This window comes from Cellulomonas sp. P5_C5 (genome assembly GCF_054049655.1).
In genome coordinates this window covers 19,068-42,169 of the sequence record NZ_JBFULY010000026.1, presented here as the reverse complement: position 1 = coordinate 42,169, position 23,102 = coordinate 19,068, and the positions used below count along the sequence as shown (strand labels likewise).

The window sequence follows — 23,102 nt, the reverse complement described above, 5'->3', positions numbered from 1 at the left end:
GTGGAGCTGCCCGACGAGCTGGTCCTGCCCGGGGCACGGCTGCGCGCGCTGCGGGAGGATGACTGGCTGCTCGACCACGCGCTGTCCCGCGTCGGGGACGTGCCGCGGTGGACGTACGACCCCGCGGACGTCGACGAGCAGGAGGCGCGCGAGCGGGTGGGGCGGAACCTGACCCAGCGCGCCGAGGGCCGGGGTGGGCGGTTCGTCGTCGAGCGGTCGGGCGAGGCGCTCGGCACCATCGGGCTGGGACTGCGCGCCGAGGGCCCGCACCTCTACTACGCGTTCCTCCCGGCGGGCCGCGGTCTCGGGCTGGCCACCGAGGCGGTCCGTGCCCTGACGCGCTGGGCTCTGGAGCACGGCGCGGACGTGGTGATCGCCCGGACGATGGTCGGGAACACGGCGAGCGAACGCGTCCTCGAGCGGGCGTCGTTCCGCCGCGGTCCCCTCGAGGTGGAGCCCGACGGCGTGTCGGTGATCCGGTGGTCGTGCGCGCCGGGCTCGCAACCTACTGATCAGTAACTTACGCGACCGTAGGTTACGATCGGGAGATGACCACCGTGGGACCAGGCCGACAGTCCGCCCCCTCGTCCGGCACCCCGCTGGAGGTGGCGATCCCCGACGAGGCGCTGACTGCGGCGCTGGACCGGGCCGCCCAGCGGTGGCCCGAGCGGGCGGCCGTGGACTTCCTCGGCGCGACGACCACCTACCGCGACCTCGCCGACGCCGTGGCGCGCGGGGCGCAGGTGCTGCTCGACCTCGGCGTCAAGCCGGGTGACCGGGTCGCGCTCGTGATGCCGAACTGCACGGGGCACGTCATCGCCTTCTACGCCGCCCTGCGCATCGGCGCGGTCGTCGTGGAGCACAACCCGACCTACACGACCGGCGAGCTCGCGCACCAGCTCGCCGACTCCGGTGCGGTCGTGGCGCTGGTCTGGGAGAAGGCCGTCCCGAGGGTGCTCGAGTCGCTGCCCCGGACGTCCCTCAAGGCCGTCGTCGCCGTCGACCTCGCCGCGGACCTGTCGCGCGGCAAGCGGCTCGCGCTGCGCCTCCCGCTGCCGAGCGCCCGTCGCGTCCGGGACGCGATGTGCGGCAAGGTGCCGCCCGCCTTCCCGATGTGGCACAGGCTCGTCGCCAAGGCGGCACCCCTCGACCCGGCGCACCCGGTGCCGTCGGCATCCGACGTCGCGCTCCTGCAGTACACCGGCGGCACCACCGGCACACCGAAGGGTGCGATGCTCACGCACCGCAACCTCGTCGCGAACGCGGTGCAGGGTCACGCGTGGACCGGCGCCCAGCCCGGGACCGAGGTCGTCTACGGCGTCCTGCCCTTCTTCCACGCCTTCGGCCTGACGTTGTGCCTCAGCTACGCGATCCGCGTCGGCGCGACGCTCGTGGCGTTCCCGTCGTTCGACCCCGAGCGCGTCCTGGCGACCCAGAAGCGCCGGCCGGGAACCTTCCTGCCGGCCGTGCCGCCCATGCTCGACCGCCTCGCGGCCGCTGCCGAGTCGTCGGGTGCGGACCTCACGTCCTTCCGGTACGCCATCTCCGGCGCGATGGCGCTGCCGGAGTCCACCGCGCAGAAGTGGGAGCGGGTGACCGGTGGCCTCGTGATCGAGGGGTACGGCATGACCGAGACCTCGCCCGTCGCGCTGGGCAACCCGCTGACCGACGCGCGCCGACCGGGCACGCTCGGTMTGCCGTTCCCGAGCACCAGCATCCGGATCGTCGACCCGGCGGACGTCACGCGCGAGGTCGAGCCCGGTGAGCGCGGTGAGCTGCTGATCCGAGGCCCGCAGGTGTTCGCCGGCTACTGGGAGCGGCCCGACGAGACCGCGGAGCAGCTGCTCGACGACGGCTGGCTGCGGACCGGGGACATCGTCACCGTCGACGAGACCGGGTGGGTGGTCCTCGTCGACCGCATCAAGGAGGTCATCGTCACCGGCGGGTTCAAGGTCTACCCGTCGCAGGTCGAGGAGCACCTGCGGACCATGCCCGGGGTGGCGGACGTCGCGGTGGTCGGGATCCCCGGCGGCGACCTGGGGGAGACGGTCGTCGCCGCGGTGGTGCTCGAGCCGGGCGCCGACCGGGTCGACCTCGACGCCGTCCGTGCGTGGGGCGAGCGGCACCTCGCGCGCTACGCGCTGCCGCGCAGGCTCGTGGTGCTCGACGAGCTGCCGCGGTCGCAGGTGGGCAAGGTCCTGCGCCGCGTGGTCCGGGAGTCGGTGCTCGCGGGCTGACGRCTCACCAGCCGCGGGCGCGCCACTCCGGCAGGTGCGCGCGCTCCGCCCCGAGAGTCGTGTCACGGCCGTGGCCGGGGTAGACCCAGGTGTCGTCGCCGAACCGGTCGAAGACCCGTTCCACGACGTCGGTGTAGAGCTGCTGGAACGCCTCGGGTCCCTGCGTGGCACCGACCCCGCCGGGGAAGAGCGAGTCGCCGGTGAACAGGTGCACGCGACCGTCCGGCTCGCGGTACGCCAGAGCGACCGAACCCGGCGTGTGCCCCCGCAGTGCCACGACCGTGAGGGCCACGTCCCCGACCCGCACGGTGTCGCCGTCGTCGAGCCGCTGGGTCACCGCGATGTCCGTGGCCTCGGTGATGGCGTCGGCGTCGTCGGCGCCGGCCGCGACGGCCGCTCCGGTCACGGCGACGACGGACGCCAGGGCACGGAGGTGGTCCGGGTGCCGGTGCGTGGTCACCACGAGGTCGAGCTGGGTCGTCCCCTCCTGCAGGAGCGCGAGGAGGCGGTCGGGGTCGTCGGCGGCGTCGACCAGGAGCTGGGCGCCGACGGCCCGGCACGTGAGCAGGTAGGCGTTGTTCTGCATCGGCCCGACCGCGGCCTTGCGGATCTCGAGCTCGTCGAGCACCCGGACCTGCGTGGGACCGCCCGCCTGCACGTCGCCGGTGTACGTCATCGGGACCGCCGCGCGAGCGCCAGGTCGTGGCTGTGCACCGCGCGGACCAGCGCCAGGTGGGACAGCGCCTGCGGCACGTTGCCCGCCATCCGGCCACCGGCCGGGTCGTACTGCTCCGCCAGCAGGCCGACGTCGTTGGCCAGGCCGACGAGGATGTCGAGGACCTTGGTCGAGCCCTCGACGTCGTCGGTGCGGGCGAGGGCGTCGGCGAGCCAGAAGGAGCAGGCGAGGAACGCGTGCTCGTCCCCGGCGACCCCGTCGTCGGTGCGCTCGGTGGGGTAGCGACGCAGCAGCCCCGGTGCGATCTCGAGCTCGGCGCGGATCGCCGCGAGGGTGGACAGGAGGCGCGGGTCGTGCGCCGGCAGGAAGCCGACCTGGGCCAGCTGGAGCAGGGACGCGTCCGTGTGCTCGGCTCCGTACGACTGCACGAACGTCTGCCGCTCCGCGTTCCAGCCGTGCGCCAGCACGTCGGCGTGGATCGCGTCCCGCTCCGCGCGCCAGCGATCCACCGGCGCGGCGAGCCCGTGCTTCTCKGCCGCCCGGACGGCGCGGTCGACGGCGGCCCACGACATCACCTTCGAGTGCGTGAAGTGCCGCGGCTCGCCCCGGACCTCCCAGATGCCGCGGTCCGGGTGGCGCCACCGCTCGAGGAGGTCGTCGACCAGGTGCCGCTGGAGCGACCAGGTGTCGTCCGTCTCCCGCAGGCCGGCCTCACGCGCGAGCTCGAGGGCGCACATCACCTCGCCGAGCACGTCGTTCTGCACCTGGCCGACCGCGGCGTTCCCGACGCGGACAGGGCGCGAGCCGGCATAGCCCGCCAGGTGGTCGAGCTGTCGCTCCGGGAGGTCCCGACCGCCGTCGACCCGGTACATGATCTGCAGGTCCGACGAGCGGCCGGCCACGGCGCGCAGCAGCCAGTCCCGCCACTCGGTCGCCTCCTCGCGGTACCCGTGCTCGAGCAGGGCCTCCAGCGTCATCGCGGCGTCGCGCAGCCAGCAGTACCGGTAGTCCCAGTTGCGCTCGCCGCCGAAGTCCTCGGGCAGGGACGTCGTGGCGGCCGCGACGATCCCGCCGGTCTCCGAGTCGGTGAGCAGGCGCAGGACCAGCAGCGAGCGCACGACGGCCTCCCGGTACGAGCCGTGGTACTCGCAGCTGGCGGCCCACAGGCCCCAGGAGATCCGGGTGGAGTCGATCCGGTCCGCGATGGTCAGCCGGGGTGGCGCGGCGTCCCAGGACCGCGTCCACGTCAGCGCCAGCTCGACCGACTCGCCCTCGTGCAGCGTGAACCGGTCGGCGTGCCGGTGGTCGTCCGGCTTGGGCAGCCGGTCGCCACGCAGCAGCAGCGAGTCGGGACCGGCGATCGCCTGGATCGCGTCGTTCCCGTCGTCGTCGGTGATGTGCCGCACCCACGGCAGGACGGCTCCGTACCCGAACCGGACCACCCACTCGTGCTCGACCTCGACGCTGCCACGGGTGCAGACGAGCCGGCGCACCAGGTCGGCGCGCCCGTCGTTGAGCGGCATGGTCTCCTGCGCGACGGCGGTGCCGGTGGGCGTCTCGTACGTCGTCTCCAGCACGAACGAGGCGTCGACGTACCGGCGGGTGACGCTCGTCGCGTCCCGGACCGTGAGGAGCCAGCGCCCGTTGTCCGCGGTGCCGAGCAGGCGGGCGAAGCTGGCCGACGAGTCGAACGTGGGAAGGCACAGCCAGTCGATCGAGCCGCGCAGGGAGACCAGCGCGGCCGTCTTCCCGTCGCCGAGGACGGCGTAGTCCTCGACGGGCACCAGCGGGGGGTCGACGACGGCGTCAGGTCTCTCCACGAGGTGAGCATGACCCGGCAGCGGGGGAGCGGCACGTCGACGCGATGTGCGCTCACTCACGTCGAACAGATGTGCGATTGTCAGTGGGGGCACGTAGACTCCCCGCCGTGAACGAACGACTGGTGGTGCAGGGCGCCCGCGAGCACAACCTCCGCAACGTCGACCTCGATCTCCCGCGTGACAAGCTCATCGTGTTCACCGGTCTGTCCGGGTCCGGGAAGTCCTCGCTCGCGTTCGACACCATCTTCGCGGAGGGTCAGCGGCGCTACGTCGAGTCGCTGTCCGCGTACGCGCGGCAGTTCCTCGGGCAGATGGACAAGCCCGACGTCGACTTCATCGAGGGACTGTCGCCCGCGGTGTCGATCGACCAGAAGTCCACCAACCGCAACCCGCGGTCGACGGTCGGCACCATCACCGAGGTCTACGACTACCTCCGCCTCCTGTACGCGCGGGCGGGCACGCAGTACTGCCCGATCTGCGGCGAGCGCGTCACCGCGCAGACGCCCCAGCAGATCGTGGACCGGCTGCTCGAGCTGCCGGAGGGCACCCGGTACCAGGTGCTCGCGCCGGTCGTCCGCGGCCGCAAGGGCGAGTATGCCGACCTGTTCAAGGAGCTGCAGAGCAAGGGCTTCGCGCGCGCCCGGGTCGACGGCGAGGTCGTGCAGCTCACCGAGCCGCCCACGCTCGAGAAGAAGCTCAAGCACGACATCGAGGTCGTCATCGACCGTCTGGTCTCCCGGGAGGGCGTGAAGCGCCGTCTGACCGACTCCGTGGAGACCGCCCTCGGGCTTGCCGGYGGCCTGCTCGTCGTCGAGCTCGTGGACGCCGACATCGACGACCTCAACCGCGAGCGACGGTTCTCCGAGCACCGCGCGTGCCCGAACGACCACGTGCTCACGCTCGACGAGATCGAGCCCCGCACGTTCTCGTTCAACGCGCCGTACGGCGCGTGCCCGGAGTGCACCGGAATCGGGTCGCGCCTCGAGGTGGACCCGGACCTGGTGGTCCCCGACGAGGACCTCTCGCTCGACGAGGGCGCGATCGCCCCGTGGTCGCAGATCTCCAGCGAGTACTTCGCCCGCGTGCTCAGCGCGCTGGCCTCGGACATGGGCTTCTCGACGTCGGTGCCGTGGCGGGCGCTGCCGCAGCGGGCCCGGGACGCGGTGCTGCACGGCCAGAACCACGAGGTGAAGGTCCGGTACAAGAACCGCTGGGGTCGCGAGCGGCAGTACTCGACGGGCTTCGAGGGTGTCATCACGTTCCTCGAGCGCCGGCACACGGAGACGGACTCGGACTGGAGCAAGGAGAAGTACGAGGCCTTCATGCGTGAGGTCCCGTGCCCGGTGTGCGAGGGCGCCCGGCTCAAGCCCGAGGTGCTCGCGGTGCGGGTCGGTGGCAAGTCGATCGCCGAGGTCTGCTCGCTGCCCATCCGCGAGGCGCGGGCGTTCCTCGACGGCCTGGAGCTGGGCGAGCGCGAGCGCGCGATCGCCGCGCAGGTGCTCAAGGAGATCCAGGCGCGGCTGGGCTTCCTGCTCGACGTCGGCCTCGACTACCTGTCCCTGACGCGACCGGCGGCGACGCTGTCCGGCGGCGAGGCGCAGCGCATCCGGCTCGCGACGCAGATCGGTTCCGGGCTGGTGGGCGTGCTGTACGTCCTCGACGAGCCGAGCATCGGCCTGCACCAGCGGGACAACCGACGCCTGATCGACACGCTCACGCGCCTGCGGGACCTGGGCAACACGCTCATCGTCGTCGAGCACGACGAGGACACCATCCRCACGGCGGACTGGATCGTCGACATCGGCCCCGGCGCCGGCGAGCACGGCGGGCGCGTCGTCCACTCGGGAGACCTGGCGGGACTGCTGTCGTCCGCCGAGTCGGTGACGGGCGCGTACCTGTCCGGCCGCCGCTCGATCCCGATGCCGCAGCTCCGTCGGCCGATCGACACGAGCCGCCAGCTCACGGTCGTGGGCGCGCGCGAGCACAACCTCCAGGGCATCGACGTCACGTTCCCGCTGGGCGTGCTCACGGCCGTCACCGGCGTGTCCGGGTCCGGGAAGTCGACCCTGGTCAACGCGATCCTCTACACCGTGCTCGCCAACGAGCTCAACGGTGCGCGTCAGGTGGCCGGGCGGCACAAGCGGGTGACCGGCCTGGAGCACCTGGACAAGGTCGTGCACGTCGACCAGGGACCCATCGGCCGCACCCCGCGCTCGAACCCGGCCACGTACACCGGGGTGTGGGACCACGTCCGCCGGCTGTTCGCGGAGACCACCGAGGCGAAGGTCCGCGGCTACACGCCCGGACGGTTCTCCTTCAACGTCAAGGGCGGCCGCTGCGAGGCGTGCTCCGGTGACGGCACGCTGAAGATCGAGATGAACTTCCTCCCGGACGTCTACGTCCCGTGCGAGGTCTGCCACGGGGCGCGGTACAACCGCGAGACGCTCGAGGTGCATTTCAAGGGCAAGACCGTCGCCGACGTGCTGAACATGCCGATCGAGGAGGCCGCGGAGTTCTTCGCGGCCGTCCCCGCGATCTCGCGGCACCTGCGCACGCTGGTCGACGTCGGTCTCGGCTACGTCCGCCTGGGTCAGCCTGCCCCGACGCTCTCGGGCGGCGAGGCGCAGCGCGTGAAGCTGGCCGCGGAGCTGCAGCGCCGCTCGACCGGCCGGACCATCTACGTCCTCGACGAGCCGACGACCGGCCTGCACTTCGAGGACATCCGCAAGCTGCTCGGGGTGCTCCAGTCGCTGGTCGACAAGGGCAACTCCGTCATCGTGATCGAGCACAACCTCGACGTCATCAAGAACGCCGACTGGGTCATCGACATGGGACCTGAGGGCGGCAGCGGCGGCGGGCTCGTCATCGCGGAGGGGACGCCGGAGCACATCGCCTCGGTCGAGGCCAGCCACACCGGCCGGTTCCTCGCCGAGGTGCTCGAGCCCGAGCCGCAGCCCGTGAAGCGCAAGCGCACCGTCAAGCAGCCCATCCCCGCGTGACGGTCGAGGACCTGGCCGAGTCCGACGGGGTCGCCGTCCTCCGTGAGGACGACCCGTCGGCGGTCGCGCTCCTGGCGGACGGGTGGCGGGTCGAGGTCGAGTCGTGGGGCGCCCGGCTCACCGTCGCCGACCCGGCTGCCGTCGACGTGCTGACGGCCGCGGTCCACGCGGTCGAGGCGACGGGCTGGTCGGTGGTGCACCTGCTGCCGCAGGACGCGTCACGGATCGTCGCCCTCGACCGGGAGTGCCTGGACGACTACCCCGACGACGGCCGGGCGACCCTGCACGAGGTTCCGGACGAGCGCTCCCTGGCGCGCGACCTGGCGGGTGCCTGGTCCGCCTACGGAGCGCTCTCCGGCGCAGGCGCGCTGGACGCCGTGACCGTCATGCGGCCGGACGCCGACCGCATCGAGACCGAGTTCACCGTGACCCGCGCGTCCCGACGCCGGCAGGGACTGGCCTCCGCCGTGAAGGCGTACGGGATCCTCGACCACGTCGAGCGCGGGCACCACCTGTTCGGGACCGGGGGCGCCTCCCGGAACACCGCCTCGGTCCGAGCGAACCTCGGGCTCGGGTACGTGCTCGAACCCCGCTGGCTGACCCTGCGCCGGCCGTGAGCAGGTCAGTGCGAGACGGACTGCGCCGTGCGCACCGGGACAGGCTCGTGGCGGACGGGGAAGTTGACCGACCGCGAGATGAAGCAGTGCTCGTGCGCCTGGTGGTGGATGCCGGCGAGCACGCCGTCGGTGATCGCGGCGCCGGTCGGGAGGTGGGCGCCCGCCGCCACGGTCACGCGGGGGCGCAGCACGACCTCGCGGAACTGCCCCTGCCCGGCGGCCTCGATCCGCATGGTGCCCACCGCCTGGTCCTCGTAGGCCACCACGACGATGCCGGCCGCGGAGGCGAGGTGCAGGAACCAGAGCATGTGGCACTGCGCCAGCGCGCTGACCAGCAGCTCCTCGGGGTTGTACCGCGTCGGGTCGCCGCGGAACGCCGGGTCCGACGAGCCCAGCAAGGGTGGCTTCGAGCCGATCCTGACCTCGTGGTCGCGGCTGTACGCGGTGTAGCTGGAGGTTCCGGTCCGGCCAGCGCCGGTCCAGGTGACGTCGACGGAGTACGTGTGGAGGGGGCCCATCTGCCCACGGTAGCGGCGTCCGGCGGGCGCGGTGCGGTCGGTGGCGTCGGCGGTGCGAACTACGCTCGATCACATGGCTGATCCCGCCACGTACCGGCCCGCACCGGGGGAGATCCCTGACTCGCCCGGGGTGTACCGCTTCCGCGACGAGCACGGCCGCGTCATCTACGTCGGCAAGGCGAAGAGCCTGCGCTCGCGCCTGTCCAGCTACTTCCAGGACCTGTCGGGTCTGCACCAGCGGACCCAGCAGATGGTCACCACCGCGGCGTCCGTGCAGTGGACGGTCGTCGGCACCGAGGTCGAGGCGCTGGCGCTCGAGTACTCCTGGATCAAGGAGTTCGACCCGCGGTTCAACGTGAAGTACCGCGACGACAAGTCGTACCCGTACCTCGCGGTGACGCTCGCCGACGAGTTCCCGCGCATCCAGGTGATGCGCGGGGCCAAGCGCAAGGGCACGCGCTACTTCGGCCCGTACGCGCACGCGTGGGCGATCCGGGAGACCGTCGACCTGCTGCTGCGCGTGTTCCCGGTCCGCACCTGCTCGGCGGGGGTGTTCAAGCGCGCGCACCAGCAGGGCCGGCCATGCCTGCTCGGGTACATCGACAAGTGCTCGGCCCCGTGCGTCGGACGGATCTCGCCGGACGACCACCAGCAGCTCGCCCAGGACTTCTGCGACTTCATGGCGGGCGACACGGCGAAGTTCACGCGCCGCCTCACCGCGCGCATGAAGGAAGCGGCCGCGGAGCTGGACTACGAGCGTGCGGCACGGCTGCGGGACGACATCGCGACGCTCGAGCGGGCCACCGAGAAGAACGCCGTCGTGCTCGCCGACGGGACGGACGCGGACATCTTCGCTCTCTCCGGCGACGAGCTCGAGGCTGCGGTGCAGGTGTTCCACGTGCGCGACGGACGCATCCGCGGGCAGCGCGGGTGGGTCGTGGAGAAGGTCGAGGACGTGACCGACGCGGAGCTGGTCGAGCACCTGCTCCAGCAGATCTACGGGTCGGAGGCCGCTGCGGGTGACGGTGGCGCTGGCTCGTCGGCGGTGCCTCGGGAAGTCCTGGTCCCGGTGCTGCCGCCCGACGTCGAGCAGGTGCAGGCGTGGCTGACCGGGCTGCGGGGCAGCAGGGTCTCGGTGCGGATCCCGCAGCGGGGGGACAAGCGCGAGCTGGCGGCGACCGTGCACCGCAATGCCGAGCACGCGCTGGTGCTGCACCGGACGCGCCGCGCGGGGGACCTGACCACCCGGAGCCAGGCGCTCCAGGAGATCCAGGAGGCGCTGGACCTGCCGTCGGCTCCGCTGCGGATCGAGTGCTACGACGTCTCGCACAACCAGGGGACGTACCAGTCGGCGTCGATGGTGGTGTTCGAGGACGGGCTGTCCCGCAAGAGCGAGTACCGGCTGTTCACCATCCGCGGACCCGAGGGACAGGGTGCCCGCGACGACACCGCGGCGATGCACGAGGTCATCACCCGCCGGTTCCGGCGCTACCTCGCGGAGCGGTCCGACGCCCGCGACGTCGAGCTGGGCATCGGGGAGGACGACGACGGGCAGCCGCTGCGGTCGGGGCCCATCGACGAGGTGACGGGCAAGCCCGTGCGGTTCGCGTACCCGCCGAACCTCGTGGTCGTCGACGGCGGCCCGCCGCAGGTCGCCGCGGCGAAGGCGGCGATGTCGGAGCTCGGCATCGACGACGTCGCGCTGGTCGGGCTGGCCAAGCGGCTGGAGGAGGTGTGGCTGCCGGGGGAGGAGTACCCGGTGATCCTGCAGCGCAGCTCCGAAGGGCTCTACCTGCTCCAGCGCCTGCGGGACGAGGCGCACCGCTTCGCGATCACCGCGCACCGCAAGCGCCGGAGCAAGGGCATGACGACGTCCGTGCTGGACGGCGTCCCCGGGCTCGGGCCGGCGCGTCAGGCAGCGTTGCTGCGGCACTTCGGGTCGGTCAAGCGGCTGCGCGCCGCGTCGGTGGAAGAGATCGCCTCGGTGCAGGGCATGGGGGACCGGACCGCCGCCGCCGTCGTCGCGGCACTCGCCTCGCCGGGAGTGGCGTCGGACCCGGTGCCGGAGTCGGCTGGCATGCTGGACGCATGAGCGACGAGCCTTCGCCGATCACGGTGCCCGCCGGGATCCCCGCCCTCGAAGCGGCCACCGAGGCGCCCCACCTGAGCCAGCCGCAGGTCCTGATCATCACGGGCATGTCCGGGGCGGGGCGGACACGGGCAGCCGCGGTCCTCGAGGACCTCGACTGGTACGTGATCGACAACCTGCCGGCGCAGATGCTCACGCACCTGGTCGGCATGCTGACCAGCGGACCCGCGGGCGCCCGCGCACAGCGGCTCGCCGCCGTGATCGACGTCCGCGGACGGGAGTTCTTCCGGGACCTCGCGCCGGTGCTGGCGGGGCTGCGGGAGTCGGGGGTGGAGTACCGCATCCTGTTCCTCGACGCGTCTGACGAGGTGCTGGTCCGCCGGTTCGAGCAGGTCCGTCGGCCGCACCCGCTGCAGGGCCCGGGCCGGATCCTCGACGGCATCGCGGAGGAGCGCGCGATCCTGGCCGACCTGCGGGAGCGGGCCGACACGCTCATCGACACCTCCGAGCTCAACGTGCACGACCTCGCACGCGAGGTCCGGGCCGTGGTCGCCAGCGGCGCCGAGGACGCGCTGCGGATCTCGATCGTCTCGTTCGGGTTCAAGTACGGGATCCCGCTCGACGCCGACCACGTGGTCGACATGCGGTTCCTGTCCAACCCCTACTGGATCACCGAGCTGCGGCACCTGACCGGCCGGGACGCCCCGGTGCGGGACTACGTGCTGGGCCTGCCGGGCGCGGTCACGTTCATCGACCGCTACGTCGACACGCTCGAGCCGGTGCTGGCGGGTTACCTCAACGAGGAGAAGCGGTACGTGACGATCGCCGTCGGCTGCACCGGCGGCAAGCACCGCTCGGTCGCCGTCAGCGAGGCGATCGCGGCGAGGCTGCGGGAGCGGGGACACCTCGTCGCTGTGTCCGCCCGCGACCTCGGCAAGGAATGAGGGCCGCCTCGCCGGCGGTCGTCGCGCTCGGTGGCGGCCACGGCCTGTCGGCGTCGCTGTCGGCACTACGCCTGATGACCGACCGGATCACCGCGGTGGTCACGGTCGCCGACGACGGCGGGTCCTCGGGCCGGCTCCGTGACGAGCTCGGCGTGCTGCCGCCCGGGGACCTGCGCATGGCGCTCTCGGCCCTCTGCGACGACTCCGACTGGGGCCGGACGTGGCGGGACGTGCTCCAGCACAGGTTCAGCTCCTCGGGGGACCTGGACCAGCACGCCGTCGGGAACCTGCTGATCGTCGCCCTCTGGGAGCTGCTCGGCGACACGGTCGAGGGTCTCGACTGGGTGGGCAGGCTCCTGGGYGCGCGGGGACGGGTGCTGCCGATGGCGGCGGTCCCGCTGCTCATCGAGGCGGACGTCGTCGACCAGGCGGGGACGACCTCCCGGGTCGTCGGGCAGAGCGCCGTCGCCGTGACCACCGGGACGATCTCCCAGGTCCGGCTGGAGCCGTCGGACCCGCCGGCCTGCCCGGAGGCCGTGGCGGCGATCGAGGCCGCCGACTGGATCGTGCTCGGACCGGGCTCCTGGTACACGTCCGTGCTGCCGCACCTGCTCGTCCCCGGGCTGCGGGACGCGCTGCGCCGCACGAGCGCGCGGACGATCCTGACGCTGAACCTCGCGTCGGGTGAATCGGGTGAGACGGCGGGCATGCGCGCGGACCAGTACCTCGAGGTCCTGCACACGCACGCACCGGAGCTCCGGGTCGACGCGGTCGTCGCGGACCCGTCGGCCGTCGAGGACGTCGCCGCGCTCGCCGCGCGGTGCGCGGACCTGGGGGCCCGTCTCCTGCTGCGCCAGGTCAGCCGCGGCGACGGCACGCCGCGGCACGACCCGTTGCGGCTCGCCGGGGCCTACTCGGACGTGCTCGACGGGTTTCTCGGGGACGTCGGCACGCGTGAGAAGCCACCCGAGTAGGTGACCGGTCCGGTCCCGGACACGTGTCCCGCAATGGCAGGATGCACCCCATGGCGTTGACGGCACAGGTGAAGGACGAGCTCGCCCGTCTGAAGGTGGACAAGACGTCCTCACGGAAGGCCGAGGTCTCGGCCACCCTGAGGTTCGCCGGGGGGCTGCACATCATCTCGGGTCGGATCGTCATCGAGGCAGAGCTGGACACGGGCATCGCAGCCCGCCGGCTCCGGCAGGCGATCGCCGAGGTCTACGGGCACGAGAGCGAGATCATCGTCGTGTCCGGGGGCGGTCTGCGCCGCGGCAGCCGGTACGTCGTCCGGGTCGTGAAGGACGGCGAGTCGCTCGCGCGCCAGACGGGTCTGCTGGACAACCGCGGACGCCCGGTGCGCGGTCTGCCGCCGCAGGTCGTGTCCGCGGGCGTGGCGGAGGCGGAGTCCGCGTGGCGTGGTGCCTTCCTCGCGCACGGCTCGCTCACCGAGCCCGGCCGCTCCTCGGCCCTCGAGGTCACGTGCCCCGGTCCTGAGGCGGCCCTCGCGCTGGTCGGCGCCGCGCGGCGGCTGGGGATCGCTGCGAAGGCGCGGGAGGTGCGTGGCATCGACCGCGTCGTCATCCGCGACGGTGACGCGATCAGCGCGATGCTCGCCCGCCTCGGCGCCCACGAGACGATGCTCGTCTGGGAGGAGCGCCGCGTGCGGCGCGAGGTCCGCGGCACGGCCAACCGGCTCGCGAACTTCGACGACGCCAACCTGCGCCGGTCCGCCCGCGCGGCGGTCGCGGCCGGCGCCCGGGTCGAGCGTGCGTTCGAGATCCTCGGCGACGAGCTGCCCGAGCACCTGCGGGAGGCGGGGGAGCTGCGCCTGGCGCACAAGGAGGCGTCGCTGGAGGAGCTGGGCAAGCTCGCGGTGCCCACGCTGACCAAGGACGCCGTGGCGGGACGCATCCGTCGGCTGCTGGCCACCGCGGACAAGCGGGCCGTCGAGCTGGGGATCCCCGACACCGAGGCCGGCCTGAGCCCTGACCTGCTCGACCTCTGAGCCGCGCCGGGACCTTCGTCCTGACTCTGTGGACGCTGTCCGCGTGACCCCCGTCACGGGTATAGGCTCGGGTCATCCGACCGCCCGACGTGCGTCCGTGCTGTGCACGGGAGCCCGGTGGGACGGTCGGAACGCACAGCGGCGTGCGTGACCCCATCACCAAAATGTGTGCGCCGGCCCCCCGTCGGCGCTGCCGAGGAGGGCAAGTGACCATCCGCGTCGGTATCAACGGCTTCGGCCGTATCGGGCGTAATTTCTACCGGGCGATCATCGCGTCCGGCGCCGACATCGAGATCGTCGGTGTGAACGACCTCACGGACAACAAGACGCTCGCGCACCTGCTCAAGTACGACACCGTGCTGGGCCGGTTCCCGCTGAGCGTCAGCTTCGACGACGAGAACATCATCGTCGACGGCAAGAAGATCCGTGCGCTCGAGGAGCGCGACCCGGCGAACCTGCCGTGGGCCGAGCTCGGCGCCGACATCGTCATCGAGTCGACCGGCTTCTTCACCAACGCCGAGAAGGCGAAGGCGCACATCACCGCCGGCGCCAAGAAGGTCATCATCTCCGCGCCCGCGTCCAACGAGGACGCGACGTTCGTCGTCGGCGTGAACCACACGGACTACGACGCCGCGGTGCACCACATCATCTCGAACGCGTCGTGCACCACGAACTGCCTGGCCCCCGTGGCCAAGGCGCTCAACGACTCGATCGGCATCGAGCGTGGTCTGATGACCACGATCCACGCCTACACGGGTGACCAGAACCTGCAGGACGGCCCCCACAAGGACCTCCGTCGTGCCCGTGCCGCCGCGCAGAACATCGTCCCCACCTCGACCGGTGCGGCCAAGGCCGTGGCGCTCGTGCTCCCGGAGCTCAAGGGCAAGCTCGACGGCTTCGCGCTCCGCGTGCCGACGATCACCGGCTCGGCCACGGACCTGACGTTCACGGCCTCGCGCGAGGTCACCGTCGAGGAGGTCAACGCTGCGGTCAAGGCCGCCGCGGAGGGCCCGCTCAAGGGCATCCTCGAGTACGTCGAGGACGAGATCGTGTCGAGCGACATCGTCACGAACCCGCACCAGAGCATCTTCGACTCGAAGCTCACCAAGGTGAGCGGCGACCTGGTCAAGATCATCGCCTGGTACGACAACGAGTGGGGCTACTCGAACAGCCTCGTCGCCCTCACCTCGTACGTCGGCGAGCGTCTCTGACGGTCTCGTTGCACCTGTAGTGACGGTCATGCGTCCGCGTGCGCCCCGGCCCCTGTGGCCCGGGCGCACGCGGACGCTGCCGTGTCAGCCCCTGCTCGAGTCACGGGAAGAAGACGCATGAAGACCATCGAGGACCTCGGCGACCTGCGCGGCAAGCGCGTGCTCGTCCGCTCCGACTTCAACGTGCCGCTCGACGGCACCACCATCACGGACGACGGCCGCGTGCGCGCGGCCCTCCCGACGCTCCAGGCGCTGCTCGCTGCCGGTGCGCGCGTGGTCGTGACGGCCCACCTCGGACGCCCCAAGGGCGCCCCGGAGGACAAGTACTCGCTCAAGCCCGTGGCGGACCGGCTCTCCGAGCTCCTCGGTCAGCCCGTCGCGCTGGCGACGGACGTCGTCGGCGACTCCGCCAAGGCGACCGTCGCGGCGCTGCAGGACGGCGAGATCGCGCTGCTGGAGAACATCCGGTTCGACGCGCGCGAGACGTCCAAGGTCGACGCCGAGCGCGCCGAGCTGGCGGGGGAGCTGGCCGGCCTCGCCGACGTCTTCGTCTCCGACGGCTTCGGCGTCGTGCACCGCAAGCAGGCGTCCGTGTACGACGTCGCGCTGGTGCTCCCGCACGCGGTCGGCCAGCTCGTCCTCAAGGAGGTCGCGTCGCTGCGCAAGGCGACCGACGACCCGGCGCGCCCGTACGTGGTCGTCCTCGGCGGCTCCAAGGTGTCGGACAAGCTCGGCGTCATCGCCAACCTGCTGACCAAGGCCGACCGCCTGCTCATCGGTKGCGGCATGCTGTTCACGTTCCTCGCGGCGAAGGGCTACTCGGTGGGCAACTCGCTCCTCGAGGAGGACCAGATCGAGACCGTCAAGGGCTACCTGGCGCAGGCCGAGGAGGCCGGCGTCGAGATCGTGCTGCCGACGGACATCGTCGTCGCCGACGAGTTCAAGGCCGACTCCCCGGCGCAGGTCGTCGCCGCGGACGCGATCCCGGACGGCAAGATCGGGCTCGACATCGGCCCCGACTCGAGCGCTCTGTTCGCGTCCAAGATCGTCGACGCCAAGACGGTCGTCTGGAACGGCCCGGCCGGTGTGTTCGAGTTCGAGGCGTTCTCCGGCGGCACCCGTGCCGTCGCGCAGGCGCTCGTCGACGCGGGCACCAACGGTGGCTTCACGATCGTCGGCGGTGGCGACTCCGCCGCGGCCGTGCGCACGCTCGGCTTCGACGAGGCCGGGTTCGGACACATCTCGACCGGTGGTGGCGCGAGCCTCGAGTTCCTCGAGGGCAAGACGCTCCCCGGCATCGCGGTTCTGGAGGACTGAGCGTTGACCACTCGCACCCCGCTGATGGCGGGCAACTGGAAGATGAACCTGGACCACCACCAGGCCACCCACACGGTGCAGAAGCTCGCGTGGACGCTCAAGGACGCGCGGCACGACTTCGCGGCCGTCGAGGTCTGCGTGCTGCCCCCGTTCACGGACCTGCGCAGCGTGCAGACGCTGGTCGACGCCGACAAGCTCGAGCTGGTCTACGGCGCGCAGGACGTCTCGGCGCACGCGTCGGGCGCGTACACGGGCGAGATCTCGCCGCTGTTCCTGGCCAAGCTCGGCGTCACGTACGTCGCGATCGGTCACTCGGAGCGTCGCGAGTACCACGACGAGTCCGACGAGCTGGTCAACGCCAAGGTGAAGTCGGCGCTCGGCGCGGGGATCACCCCGATCCTGTGCGTGGGGGAGGTGCTCGACGTCCGCAAGGCCGGTGAGCACGTCCCGCACACGCTGGCGCAGCTGGACGGGGCCCTGGCCGGTCTGACGGCCGCGCAGGTCGCCACGATCGTCGTCGCCTACGAGCCCGTCTGGGCCATCGGCACCGGCGAGACGGCCACCCCGGAAGACGCGCAGGAGCTGGCTGCGGCCATCCGTGCCCGGATCGCCGAGCTGTACGACGCCGAGACCGCGGACGCGGTGCGCGTGCTCTACGGCGGCTCCGTCAAGTCGTCGAACGTCGCCTCGATCATGGCCAAGCCCGACGTCGACGGCGCGCTCGTCGGCGGTGCCAGCCTGGACCCCGAGGAGTTCGCCGCGATCGCGCGGTACAAGTCGCACGCTGTCGGTCTCTGACCTGACACCGCTGTGCCGGGCGGGTTCCGGCGGTCGCTCCGGAACCTGCCCGGGCGCGGTGGTGGCTTATCGCCCCACTCGTCGCCTACCCTGTACCGCGGTCCACCGCAACGTCGCTGGCTCTACCGCCGTCGACGTGCCCGCCCAGTGAGGAACTACACCGACGTGACTGGCCTTCGTATCACCCTCCAGGTGCTGCTGGTGCTGACCAGCCTCCTGCTCGTCCCGCTCGTCCTGCTGCACAAGGGCAAGGGCGGTGGTCTGTCGGACATGTTCGGCGGCGGCATCACGAGCAGCGCGGGGAGCTCCGGAGTCGCGGAGCGGAACCTGAACCGCATCACGATCGGCACCGCACTGGTCTGGACGACGATCATCGTCCTGCTCGGTCTCATCGAGCGCACGGTCTGAGGCGGTAGGCGATGGCGAGCGGGAGCGCGATCAGGGGGTCGCGAGTCGGCGCAGGCCCGATGGGCGAGGCCGAGCGCGGCGACACGGCCCCGCGGATCTGGGTGTCGTACTGGTGCGCCAACGGCCACGAGACGCGCCCCAGCTTCGCCGAGGAGGCCGCGCTCGAGGCCCCGGTGACCTGGGACTGCCCGCGCTGCGGGTTCCCCGCCGGGCAGGACCAGGAGAACCCTCCGTCGCCGTCCAAGAACGAGCCGTACAAGACGCACCTCGCCTACGTGAAGGAGCGGCGGTCCGACGAGGACGGCGCCGCGATCCTCGACGAGGCGCTCGCCGCACTGCGCGCCAAGCGCGGCGGCTGACCCCACAGACAGACAACGAAGGCCCCCGCACCGGTGCGGGGGCCTTCGGCGTCTTCCGGGTCAGTCGCGGACGCGCAGGAGTGCGAAGCCGTCGTACCCCTTGGTGCCCACCGTCTGGACGACCGTGGCGTCGTACCGCGGGTGGTCCGTGAGCAGCTCGACCATCGACCGCACGCCCTGCACCCGGTCGTCCGGGTGGTCCGCCTCGACGACGGCCCCGCCGCGGACGACGTTGTCGACGATGACGACCGATCCCGGACGCGTCAGCTCGAGGGTCTGCTCGAGGTAGCGGGGGATCGACTGCTTGTCGGCGTCGATGAACACGAGGTCGTAGGGCGCCGTGCCGTCCTCGACGAGTCGGTCGAGGGTGTCCGCTGCCGGACCCACGAGGACGTCCACGAGCCCGTCGACCCCGGCCTGGGTGAGGGAGTCCGTCGCGACGCGGGCGTGCACCGGGTCGATCTCGAGGGTGGTCAGGCGGCCGTCGGACGGCAGGGCACGGGCGAGCCACAGGGTGCTGTACCCGCCGAGCGTGCCGACCTCGAGGATCCGCCGCGCGCCGACGGACTGCGCGAGCAGGTGCAGGAGCTTGCCCTGGTTGGCGGCGACGGCGATGTCCGGCAGGCCGCCGGCCGTGGCCGCGTGCCGGGTCTCGACGAGCGCGACGTCCTCGGGCACCAGGACCGAGAAGTACTCGTCGACCTCCGTCCAGCGCTCCGCAGCGGTGTCCACAGGGGTGGGGAACGCCGCGGCCGTCGTGGACAGGGCAGCAGGCGTCCCCAGCCCCTCCGTCGCGGCGACGTCGACGAGCCACAGCGTCCGCTCCGTGCCGATCGCACCGGCCGCGGGGGTCGTGGTCACCGGGGCGCCCCGCAGCGCGGAGGCGACCGCCTGCGCCTTCTCCGAGCCGGCTGCGACGACCCAGACCTCCCGTGCGCCGCGGATCGCGTCGTAGGTCAGCGAGACCCGCTCCGGCGGCGGCTTGGGCGAGCCGTGCACACCGACCGTCGGCTGTCCCTCGACACCGAGCGCGTCGTGGTCCGGGAACAGGGACGCGACGTGACCGTCGGGGCCCATGCCGAGCAGGAGGACGTCGAACGCGGGGGAGCCGGCCTCGGCCAGCGCGCTCGCGTAGGCCTCGGCGGACGCCTCGGGCGTGTCCATGTCGTCCGACCGCGCGGGCATCGGGTGCACGTTCTCGGCCGGCAGCGCGTCACCGAGCGCGTCGATGAGGGCGTGGCGCGCCTGCGTCTCGTTGCGGTCCGCGTCCCCGTCGGGCAGGAAGCGTTCGTCGCCCCACCACAGGTGCACCCCGGACCAGTCCACCGCGTCCCGCACCGGGCTCGCCGCGACAGCCTCGAGCGCGGCGATGCCGACCGTGCCGCCGGTGAGGACGACGTGGACGGGGGAGCGGTGCGACTGGACGTCGACCAGGTGCGTCAGCAGCCGCGCCGCCACCGACTCGGCCAGCACCCGGGCGTCCGGGTGGACGACGACGTCGCGGCTCATGCGTCGATCCTCGGCAGACCCTTCGCMAGCACCTCGCCGTAGACCTCGTCGGCGTCCAGGCGCCGGAGCTCCTCCGCCAGGCACTCGCGCAGCTGGCGGATCGGCAGGGCGATCCGGTGCTCGGGCTGGTCAGGCTGCCTCAGGGCCGCCGTCTTGCCGTCGGGTCGGTCGAGCACGATGTCACCCGACGCCCGCTCGAGCCGCACCTGCGTGATCGCGGGTGCGTCCTTGATGCGCTCGATCTCGACCGGGCAGCGCAGGGCGTACGCGAGCCACGCGGCCATGAGGTCGACGGACGGGTGCGTGCTCTCGCCGACGACGACGGCCTTGTGCACCTGCTCGTACGGCGGCTGGTCGAGCGTCGCCGCGATCAGCCCGCGCCACAGGGTCGCGCGCGTCCACGCCAGGTCGGTGTCGCCGTCGGTGTGCGCCGCCGCGAGGGCGCGGAGCGCGGTGTTCGGGTTCGCGCACTGCGTGGTGTCGGTGATCCGGCGCGTGGCCATCCGTCCCAGGGGGTGCTCCGCGGGGTTCTCCGGGATCTCGTACGGCCACCACGTGACGATGGGCGCGTCGGGCAGGAGCAGGGGGATGACCAGGGTGTCGAGGTGCCGTTCGAGCTGTCCCGACGGCCGCAGCACCAGCACCTCGCTGGCGCCGGCGTCGCCGCCGAGCCGGATCTGCGCGTCGAGGTTCGACGCCCGGTCCTTGGTGTCGTTCGCGATGACGATGACGCGGCACGGGTGCTCGCGGCTGGCGTCGTTCGCGGCGTCGATCGCCTCGTCGGGGTCGCGGTCGCCCACCGAGATGATGAGGGTGAGGACGCGCCCGAGGGCGATCGCGCCGCCCTCGTCACGCTCCTTGAGCAGCCGCTTGTTGATGTCCCGCGTCGTCGTGTCGGGCATCTCGATGATCATGGCCGTCTCCAGACTCGCCCGTCGCGGGCCATCATCTTCTCCGCCGACTCCGGACCCCACGTGCCGGAGCGGTACTCCTCGGGCTTGCCCTTGCCCGCCCAGTACTCGGTGATCGGGTCGAGCACCTGCCAGGACAGCTCGACCTCCTCGTGCCGGGGGAACAGTGGCGGGTCGCCCAGCAGCACGTCGAGGATGAGGCGCTCGTACGCCTCGGGCGACGACTCGGTGAACGCGTGGCCGTAGCCGAAGTCCATCGTGACGTCCCGGACCTCCATGGCCGTGCCCGGCACCTTCGCGCCGAACCGCAGCGTCACGCCCTCGTCGGGCTGCACGCGGATGACCAGGGCGTTCTTGCCCAGCTCCTCCGTGGCGGTCGACTCGAACGGGAGATGCGGCGCGCGCTTGAACACCACGGCGATCTCGGTGACGCGACGACCCAGGCGCTTGCCCGTGCGCAGGTAGAACGGCACGCCCGCCCAGCGGCGGTTGTCGATGTCGACGCGGATCGCGGCGAAGGTCTCGGTGGTGGACTCCGGGTTGAAGCCCTCCTCCTCGAGGTAGCCGACGACCTTCTCGCCGCCCTGCCACCCCGCCGCGTACTGGCCGCGGGCGGTGTGCTTGCCGATCTCGCGCGGCAGGCGCACGGCCGACAGCACCTTGATCTTCTCGGCGGTCAGGCTGGCCGCCTCGAACGACGCCGGCTCCTCCATGGCCGTGAGGGCGAGGAGCTGGAGCAGGTGGTTCTGGATGACGTCCCGGGCCGCGCCGATGCCGTCGTAGTACCCGGCACGACCGCCGATCCCGATGTCCTCGGCCATCGTGATCTGCACGTGGTCGACGTAGTGGGCGTTCCAGATGGGCTCGTAGAGCTGGTTGGCGAAGCGCAGCGCGAGCAGGTTCTGGACCGTCTCCTTGCCCAGGTAGTGGTCGATCCGGAAGATGTCGTCCGGCCGGAAGACGCTCGAGACGATGTCGTTCAGCTCCCGCGCGCTGGCCAGGTCGTGGCCGAACGGCTTCTCGATGACGACCCGGCGCCACGTGCCGTCCTCGGGCTGGGACAGACCCGACCGGGCCAGCTGCTTGCAGACCACGGGGAACGCGCTCGGCGGGACCGAGAGGTAGAACGCGTGGTTGCCACCCGTCCCGCGGGACGCGTCGAGCTCCTCGACGGTGTCCCGGAGCCGGTCGAAGGCGGAGTCGTCGTCGAAGGTCCCCTGCACGAACCGGATGCCCTCGGAGAGCTGGCGCCACGTGGCCTCGCGGAAGGGGGTCCGCGCGTGCTCCTTGACCGAGTCGTGCACGATCTGCGCGAAGTCCTGCGTCGCCCAGTCGCGCCGGGCGAACCCGGTGAGTGCGAACCCGGGCGGGAGCAGGCCGCGGTTGGTGAGGTCGTAGACCGCGGGCATGAGCTTCTTGCGTGCGAGGTCGCCCGTGACGCCGAAGATGACCAGCCCGCAGGGGCCCGCGATCCGCGGGAGGCGACGGTCGCGGGGGTCGCGCAGCGGGTTGTTCCCGGCGGACACCTTGCTCGGGCTCACCTGGCGCCCCCGGCCGAGCTGTTCTGCTCGGCGGCGCCCGTCAGCCCGTCCGAGACGGTGCCGAGGAGGTCTCCCCAGCTCGCCGTGAACTTGTCCACGCCCTCGACCTCCAGCTGCTCGGTGACCTGATCGATGTCGATGCCCACGTCCCGCAGGCCGGCGATGACGGCCTCCGCCTCCTGCCGCGTCCCGGTGACCGTGTCGCTGCCGTCGCCGCCGTGGTCGGCGACCGCCTTGAGCGTGGCTTCGGGCATCGTGTTGACGACGCCGGCCACGACGAGCTCGTCGACGTACAGCGTGTCCGGGTACGCCTTGTCCTTCACGCCCGTGGACGCCCACAGCGGGCGCTGCGGGTGCGCACCGGCCGCGGAGAGCGCCTTCCAGCGCTCGTCGCCGACGACGTCCTGGTAGAGCCCGTACGCGAGGCGGGCGTTGGCGATCGCGGCCTTGCCGCGCAGGGCCGCCGCCTCGGGCGTGCCGAGCGCGTCGAGGCGGGGGTCGATCGCCGTGTCCACCCGGGAGACGAAGAACGAGGCGACCGACGCGATGGGCGCCAGGTCGTGCCCGTTGGCCTTCGCCTGCTCCAGACCGCTCTGGAACGCGTCGAGGACCTCGCCGTACCGCTCGAGCGAGAAGATCAGCGTGACGTTGACGCTGATCCCCTCGGCGAGGACGGCGGTGATCGCCGGCAGACCCTCGCGGGTGGCCGGGATCTTGATGAAGACGTTCGGCCTGTCGACGGTGGACCACAGCGACTTCGCCGAGGCGATCGTGCCGTCGGTGTCCTTGGCCAGGCGGGGATCGACCTCGATCGAGACCCGGCCGTCCACGCCGTCCGTGGCGTCGTAGACGGGCCGCAGGACGTCGGCCGCCTGCCGGACGTCGTCCGTGGTGATGCGGAAGACCGCGGCGTCCACGTCGGCCCCGTCCGCGGCGAGCTCGCGCAGCTGCTCGTCGTAGGCGTCGCCCTTCGCCAGCGCGCTGGCGAAGATGGACGGGTTCGTGGTCACGCCGACGACGCCGGACGTCCCGACGAGCTCGGCGAGGTTCCCCGTGCGCAGCCGTTCGCGCGAGAGGTCGTCGAGCCAGATCGCGACGCCGGCGTCAGCCAGCCGTGCCAGAGGGGTGCTGCTCGGTGCCATG

Annotated in this window: 20 protein-coding genes; 13 read left to right on the top strand and 7 right to left on the bottom strand. The window is 72.1% G+C overall.

Features of this window, described 5'->3' with window-relative positions:
- Both ACXJKF_RS17710 and ACXJKF_RS17705 read left to right on the top strand, forming a co-directional pair.
- Positions 1–519: a GNAT family N-acetyltransferase gene (locus tag ACXJKF_RS17710; RefSeq protein ID WP_456789033.1), complete on the top strand. Its 519-nt coding sequence runs from the start codon at positions 1–3 to the stop codon at positions 517–519.
- 29 nt (positions 520–548) lie between these two features.
- Positions 549–2,237 carry an AMP-binding protein gene (locus ACXJKF_RS17705; protein WP_456789032.1) on the top strand — a complete coding sequence of 563 codons (1,689 nt, stop codon included), beginning with the start codon at positions 549–551 and terminating at the stop codon, positions 2,235–2,237.
- Positions 2,238–2,241: 4 nt separating this feature from the next.
- Here ACXJKF_RS17705 and ACXJKF_RS17700 read toward each other — a convergent pair whose 3' ends face one another.
- Together ACXJKF_RS17700 and ACXJKF_RS17695 are read right to left on the bottom strand one after the other, a co-directional pair.
- Positions 2,242–2,913, bottom strand: coding sequence for an MBL fold metallo-hydrolase (locus ACXJKF_RS17700; RefSeq protein WP_456789031.1), 672 nt, complete (start codon positions 2,911–2,913; stop codon positions 2,242–2,244).
- The gene (locus ACXJKF_RS17695) at positions 2,910–4,733 is read right to left on the bottom strand and encodes a glycoside hydrolase family 15 protein (RefSeq protein ID WP_456789030.1); all 1,824 of its coding nucleotides are present in this window, start codon (positions 4,731–4,733) and stop codon (positions 2,910–2,912) included. The genes ACXJKF_RS17700 and ACXJKF_RS17695 overlap by 4 nt, the downstream gene beginning before the upstream one ends.
- Before the next feature lie 107 nt (positions 4,734–4,840).
- Here ACXJKF_RS17695 and uvrA point away from each other — a divergent pair, with 107 nt between their 5' ends.
- Together uvrA and ACXJKF_RS17685 are read left to right on the top strand one after the other, a co-directional pair.
- Positions 4,841–7,732 (top strand): excinuclease ABC subunit UvrA, encoded by a 2,892-nt coding sequence (uvrA, locus tag ACXJKF_RS17690; RefSeq protein WP_456789029.1) that lies wholly within the window; start codon positions 4,841–4,843, stop codon positions 7,730–7,732.
- Entirely contained in the window at positions 7,729–8,349 is a 621-nt protein-coding gene (locus ACXJKF_RS17685) for an acetyltransferase (RefSeq protein WP_456789028.1), read from the top strand. Before uvrA ends, ACXJKF_RS17685 begins: the two co-directional genes overlap by 4 nt.
- Positions 8,350–8,354: 5 nt before the next feature.
- On the opposite strand, the gene ACXJKF_RS17680 is transcribed toward ACXJKF_RS17685, so the two are convergent.
- Complete coding sequence (locus ACXJKF_RS17680; RefSeq protein WP_456789027.1) at positions 8,355–8,867, bottom strand: OsmC family protein; 513 nt, start codon at positions 8,865–8,867, stop codon at positions 8,355–8,357.
- A gap of 73 nt (positions 8,868–8,940) precedes the next feature.
- On the opposite strand from ACXJKF_RS17680, the gene uvrC reads away from it, so the two are divergent.
- From uvrC to ACXJKF_RS17635, 9 genes are all read left to right on the top strand, one after another.
- Positions 8,941–10,959 (top strand): excinuclease ABC subunit UvrC, encoded by a 2,019-nt coding sequence (gene uvrC, locus ACXJKF_RS17675; protein WP_456789026.1) that lies wholly within the window; start codon positions 8,941–8,943, stop codon positions 10,957–10,959.
- A complete protein-coding gene (gene rapZ / locus ACXJKF_RS17670) occupies positions 10,956–11,900 on the top strand; it encodes an RNase adapter RapZ (RefSeq protein ID WP_456789025.1) in 945 nt (314 codons plus the stop codon). Before uvrC ends, rapZ begins: the two co-directional genes overlap by 4 nt.
- Positions 11,897–12,874, top strand: a complete 978-nt coding sequence (locus ACXJKF_RS17665) for a gluconeogenesis factor YvcK family protein (RefSeq protein ID WP_456789024.1) — start codon at positions 11,897–11,899, stop codon at positions 12,872–12,874. Before rapZ ends, ACXJKF_RS17665 begins: the two co-directional genes overlap by 4 nt.
- 50 nt (positions 12,875–12,924) lie before the next feature.
- Positions 12,925–13,905 carry a DNA-binding protein WhiA gene (gene whiA / locus ACXJKF_RS17660; protein ID WP_056027735.1) on the top strand — a complete coding sequence of 327 codons (981 nt, stop codon included), beginning with the start codon at positions 12,925–12,927 and terminating at the stop codon, positions 13,903–13,905.
- 206 nt (positions 13,906–14,111) lie between these two features.
- Positions 14,112–15,116: a type I glyceraldehyde-3-phosphate dehydrogenase gene (gene gap, locus ACXJKF_RS17655; RefSeq protein WP_456789023.1), complete on the top strand. Its 1,005-nt coding sequence runs from the start codon at positions 14,112–14,114 to the stop codon at positions 15,114–15,116.
- Between the two features lie 117 nt (positions 15,117–15,233).
- Positions 15,234–16,433 carry a phosphoglycerate kinase gene (locus ACXJKF_RS17650; protein WP_456789022.1) on the top strand — a complete coding sequence of 400 codons (1,200 nt, stop codon included), beginning with the start codon at positions 15,234–15,236 and terminating at the stop codon, positions 16,431–16,433.
- Positions 16,434–16,436: 3 nt separating this feature from the next.
- Entirely contained in the window at positions 16,437–17,231 is a 795-nt protein-coding gene (gene tpiA / locus ACXJKF_RS17645; RefSeq protein ID WP_456789021.1) for a triose-phosphate isomerase, read from the top strand.
- 165 nt (positions 17,232–17,396) lie between these two features.
- Positions 17,397–17,639, top strand: a complete 243-nt coding sequence (gene secG, locus ACXJKF_RS17640) for a preprotein translocase subunit SecG (RefSeq protein WP_456789020.1) — start codon at positions 17,397–17,399, stop codon at positions 17,637–17,639.
- 11 nt (positions 17,640–17,650) lie between these two features.
- A complete protein-coding gene (locus tag ACXJKF_RS17635) occupies positions 17,651–17,998 on the top strand; it encodes an RNA polymerase-binding protein RbpA (protein ID WP_055914815.1) in 348 nt (115 codons plus the stop codon).
- 60 nt (positions 17,999–18,058) lie between these two features.
- On the opposite strand, the gene pgl is transcribed toward ACXJKF_RS17635, so the two are convergent.
- Genes pgl through tal form a run of 4 tightly spaced genes read right to left on the bottom strand, consistent with a single transcriptional unit; the run spans position 18,059 to position 23,101 of the window.
- Positions 18,059–19,507 carry a 6-phosphogluconolactonase gene (pgl, locus tag ACXJKF_RS17630; RefSeq protein WP_456789019.1) on the bottom strand — a complete coding sequence of 483 codons (1,449 nt, stop codon included), beginning with the start codon at positions 19,505–19,507 and terminating at the stop codon, positions 18,059–18,061.
- Complete coding sequence (locus ACXJKF_RS17625) at positions 19,504–20,421, bottom strand: glucose-6-phosphate dehydrogenase assembly protein OpcA (protein WP_456789018.1); 918 nt, start codon at positions 20,419–20,421, stop codon at positions 19,504–19,506. The genes pgl and ACXJKF_RS17625 overlap by 4 nt, the downstream gene beginning before the upstream one ends.
- Complete coding sequence (gene zwf, locus ACXJKF_RS17620) at positions 20,418–21,959, bottom strand: glucose-6-phosphate dehydrogenase (RefSeq protein WP_456789017.1); 1,542 nt, start codon at positions 21,957–21,959, stop codon at positions 20,418–20,420. Before zwf ends, ACXJKF_RS17625 begins: the two co-directional genes overlap by 4 nt.
- The gene (gene tal / locus ACXJKF_RS17615; protein WP_456789016.1) at positions 21,956–23,101 is read right to left on the bottom strand and encodes a transaldolase; all 1,146 of its coding nucleotides are present in this window, start codon (positions 23,099–23,101) and stop codon (positions 21,956–21,958) included. Before tal ends, zwf begins: the two co-directional genes overlap by 4 nt.
- Position 23,102: the final 1 nt, after the last annotated feature.

Bases quoted from the DNA above. Each gene is read 5' to 3' on its own strand.
- ACXJKF_RS17700 (WP_456789031.1), bottom strand. From the start codon at position 2,913: ATGACGTACACCGGCGACGTGCAGGCGGGCGGTCCCACGCAGGTCCGG.
- ACXJKF_RS17680 (WP_456789027.1), bottom strand. From the start codon at position 8,867: ATGGGCCCCCTCCACACGTACTCCGTCGACGTCACCTGGACCGGCGCT.
- uvrC (WP_456789026.1), top strand. From the start codon at position 8,941: ATGGCTGATCCCGCCACGTACCGGCCCGCACCGGGGGAGATCCCTGAC.
- rapZ (WP_456789025.1), top strand. From the start codon at position 10,956: ATGAGCGACGAGCCTTCGCCGATCACGGTGCCCGCCGGGATCCCCGCC.
- whiA (WP_056027735.1), top strand. From the start codon at position 12,925: ATGGCGTTGACGGCACAGGTGAAGGACGAGCTCGCCCGTCTGAAGGTG.
- ACXJKF_RS17635 (WP_055914815.1), top strand. From the start codon at position 17,651: ATGGCGAGCGGGAGCGCGATCAGGGGGTCGCGAGTCGGCGCAGGCCCG.
- pgl (WP_456789019.1), bottom strand. From the start codon at position 19,507: ATGAGCCGCGACGTCGTCGTCCACCCGGACGCCCGGGTGCTGGCCGAG.
- tal (WP_456789016.1), bottom strand. From the start codon at position 23,101: ATGGCACCGAGCAGCACCCCTCTGGCACGGCTGGCTGACGCCGGCGTC.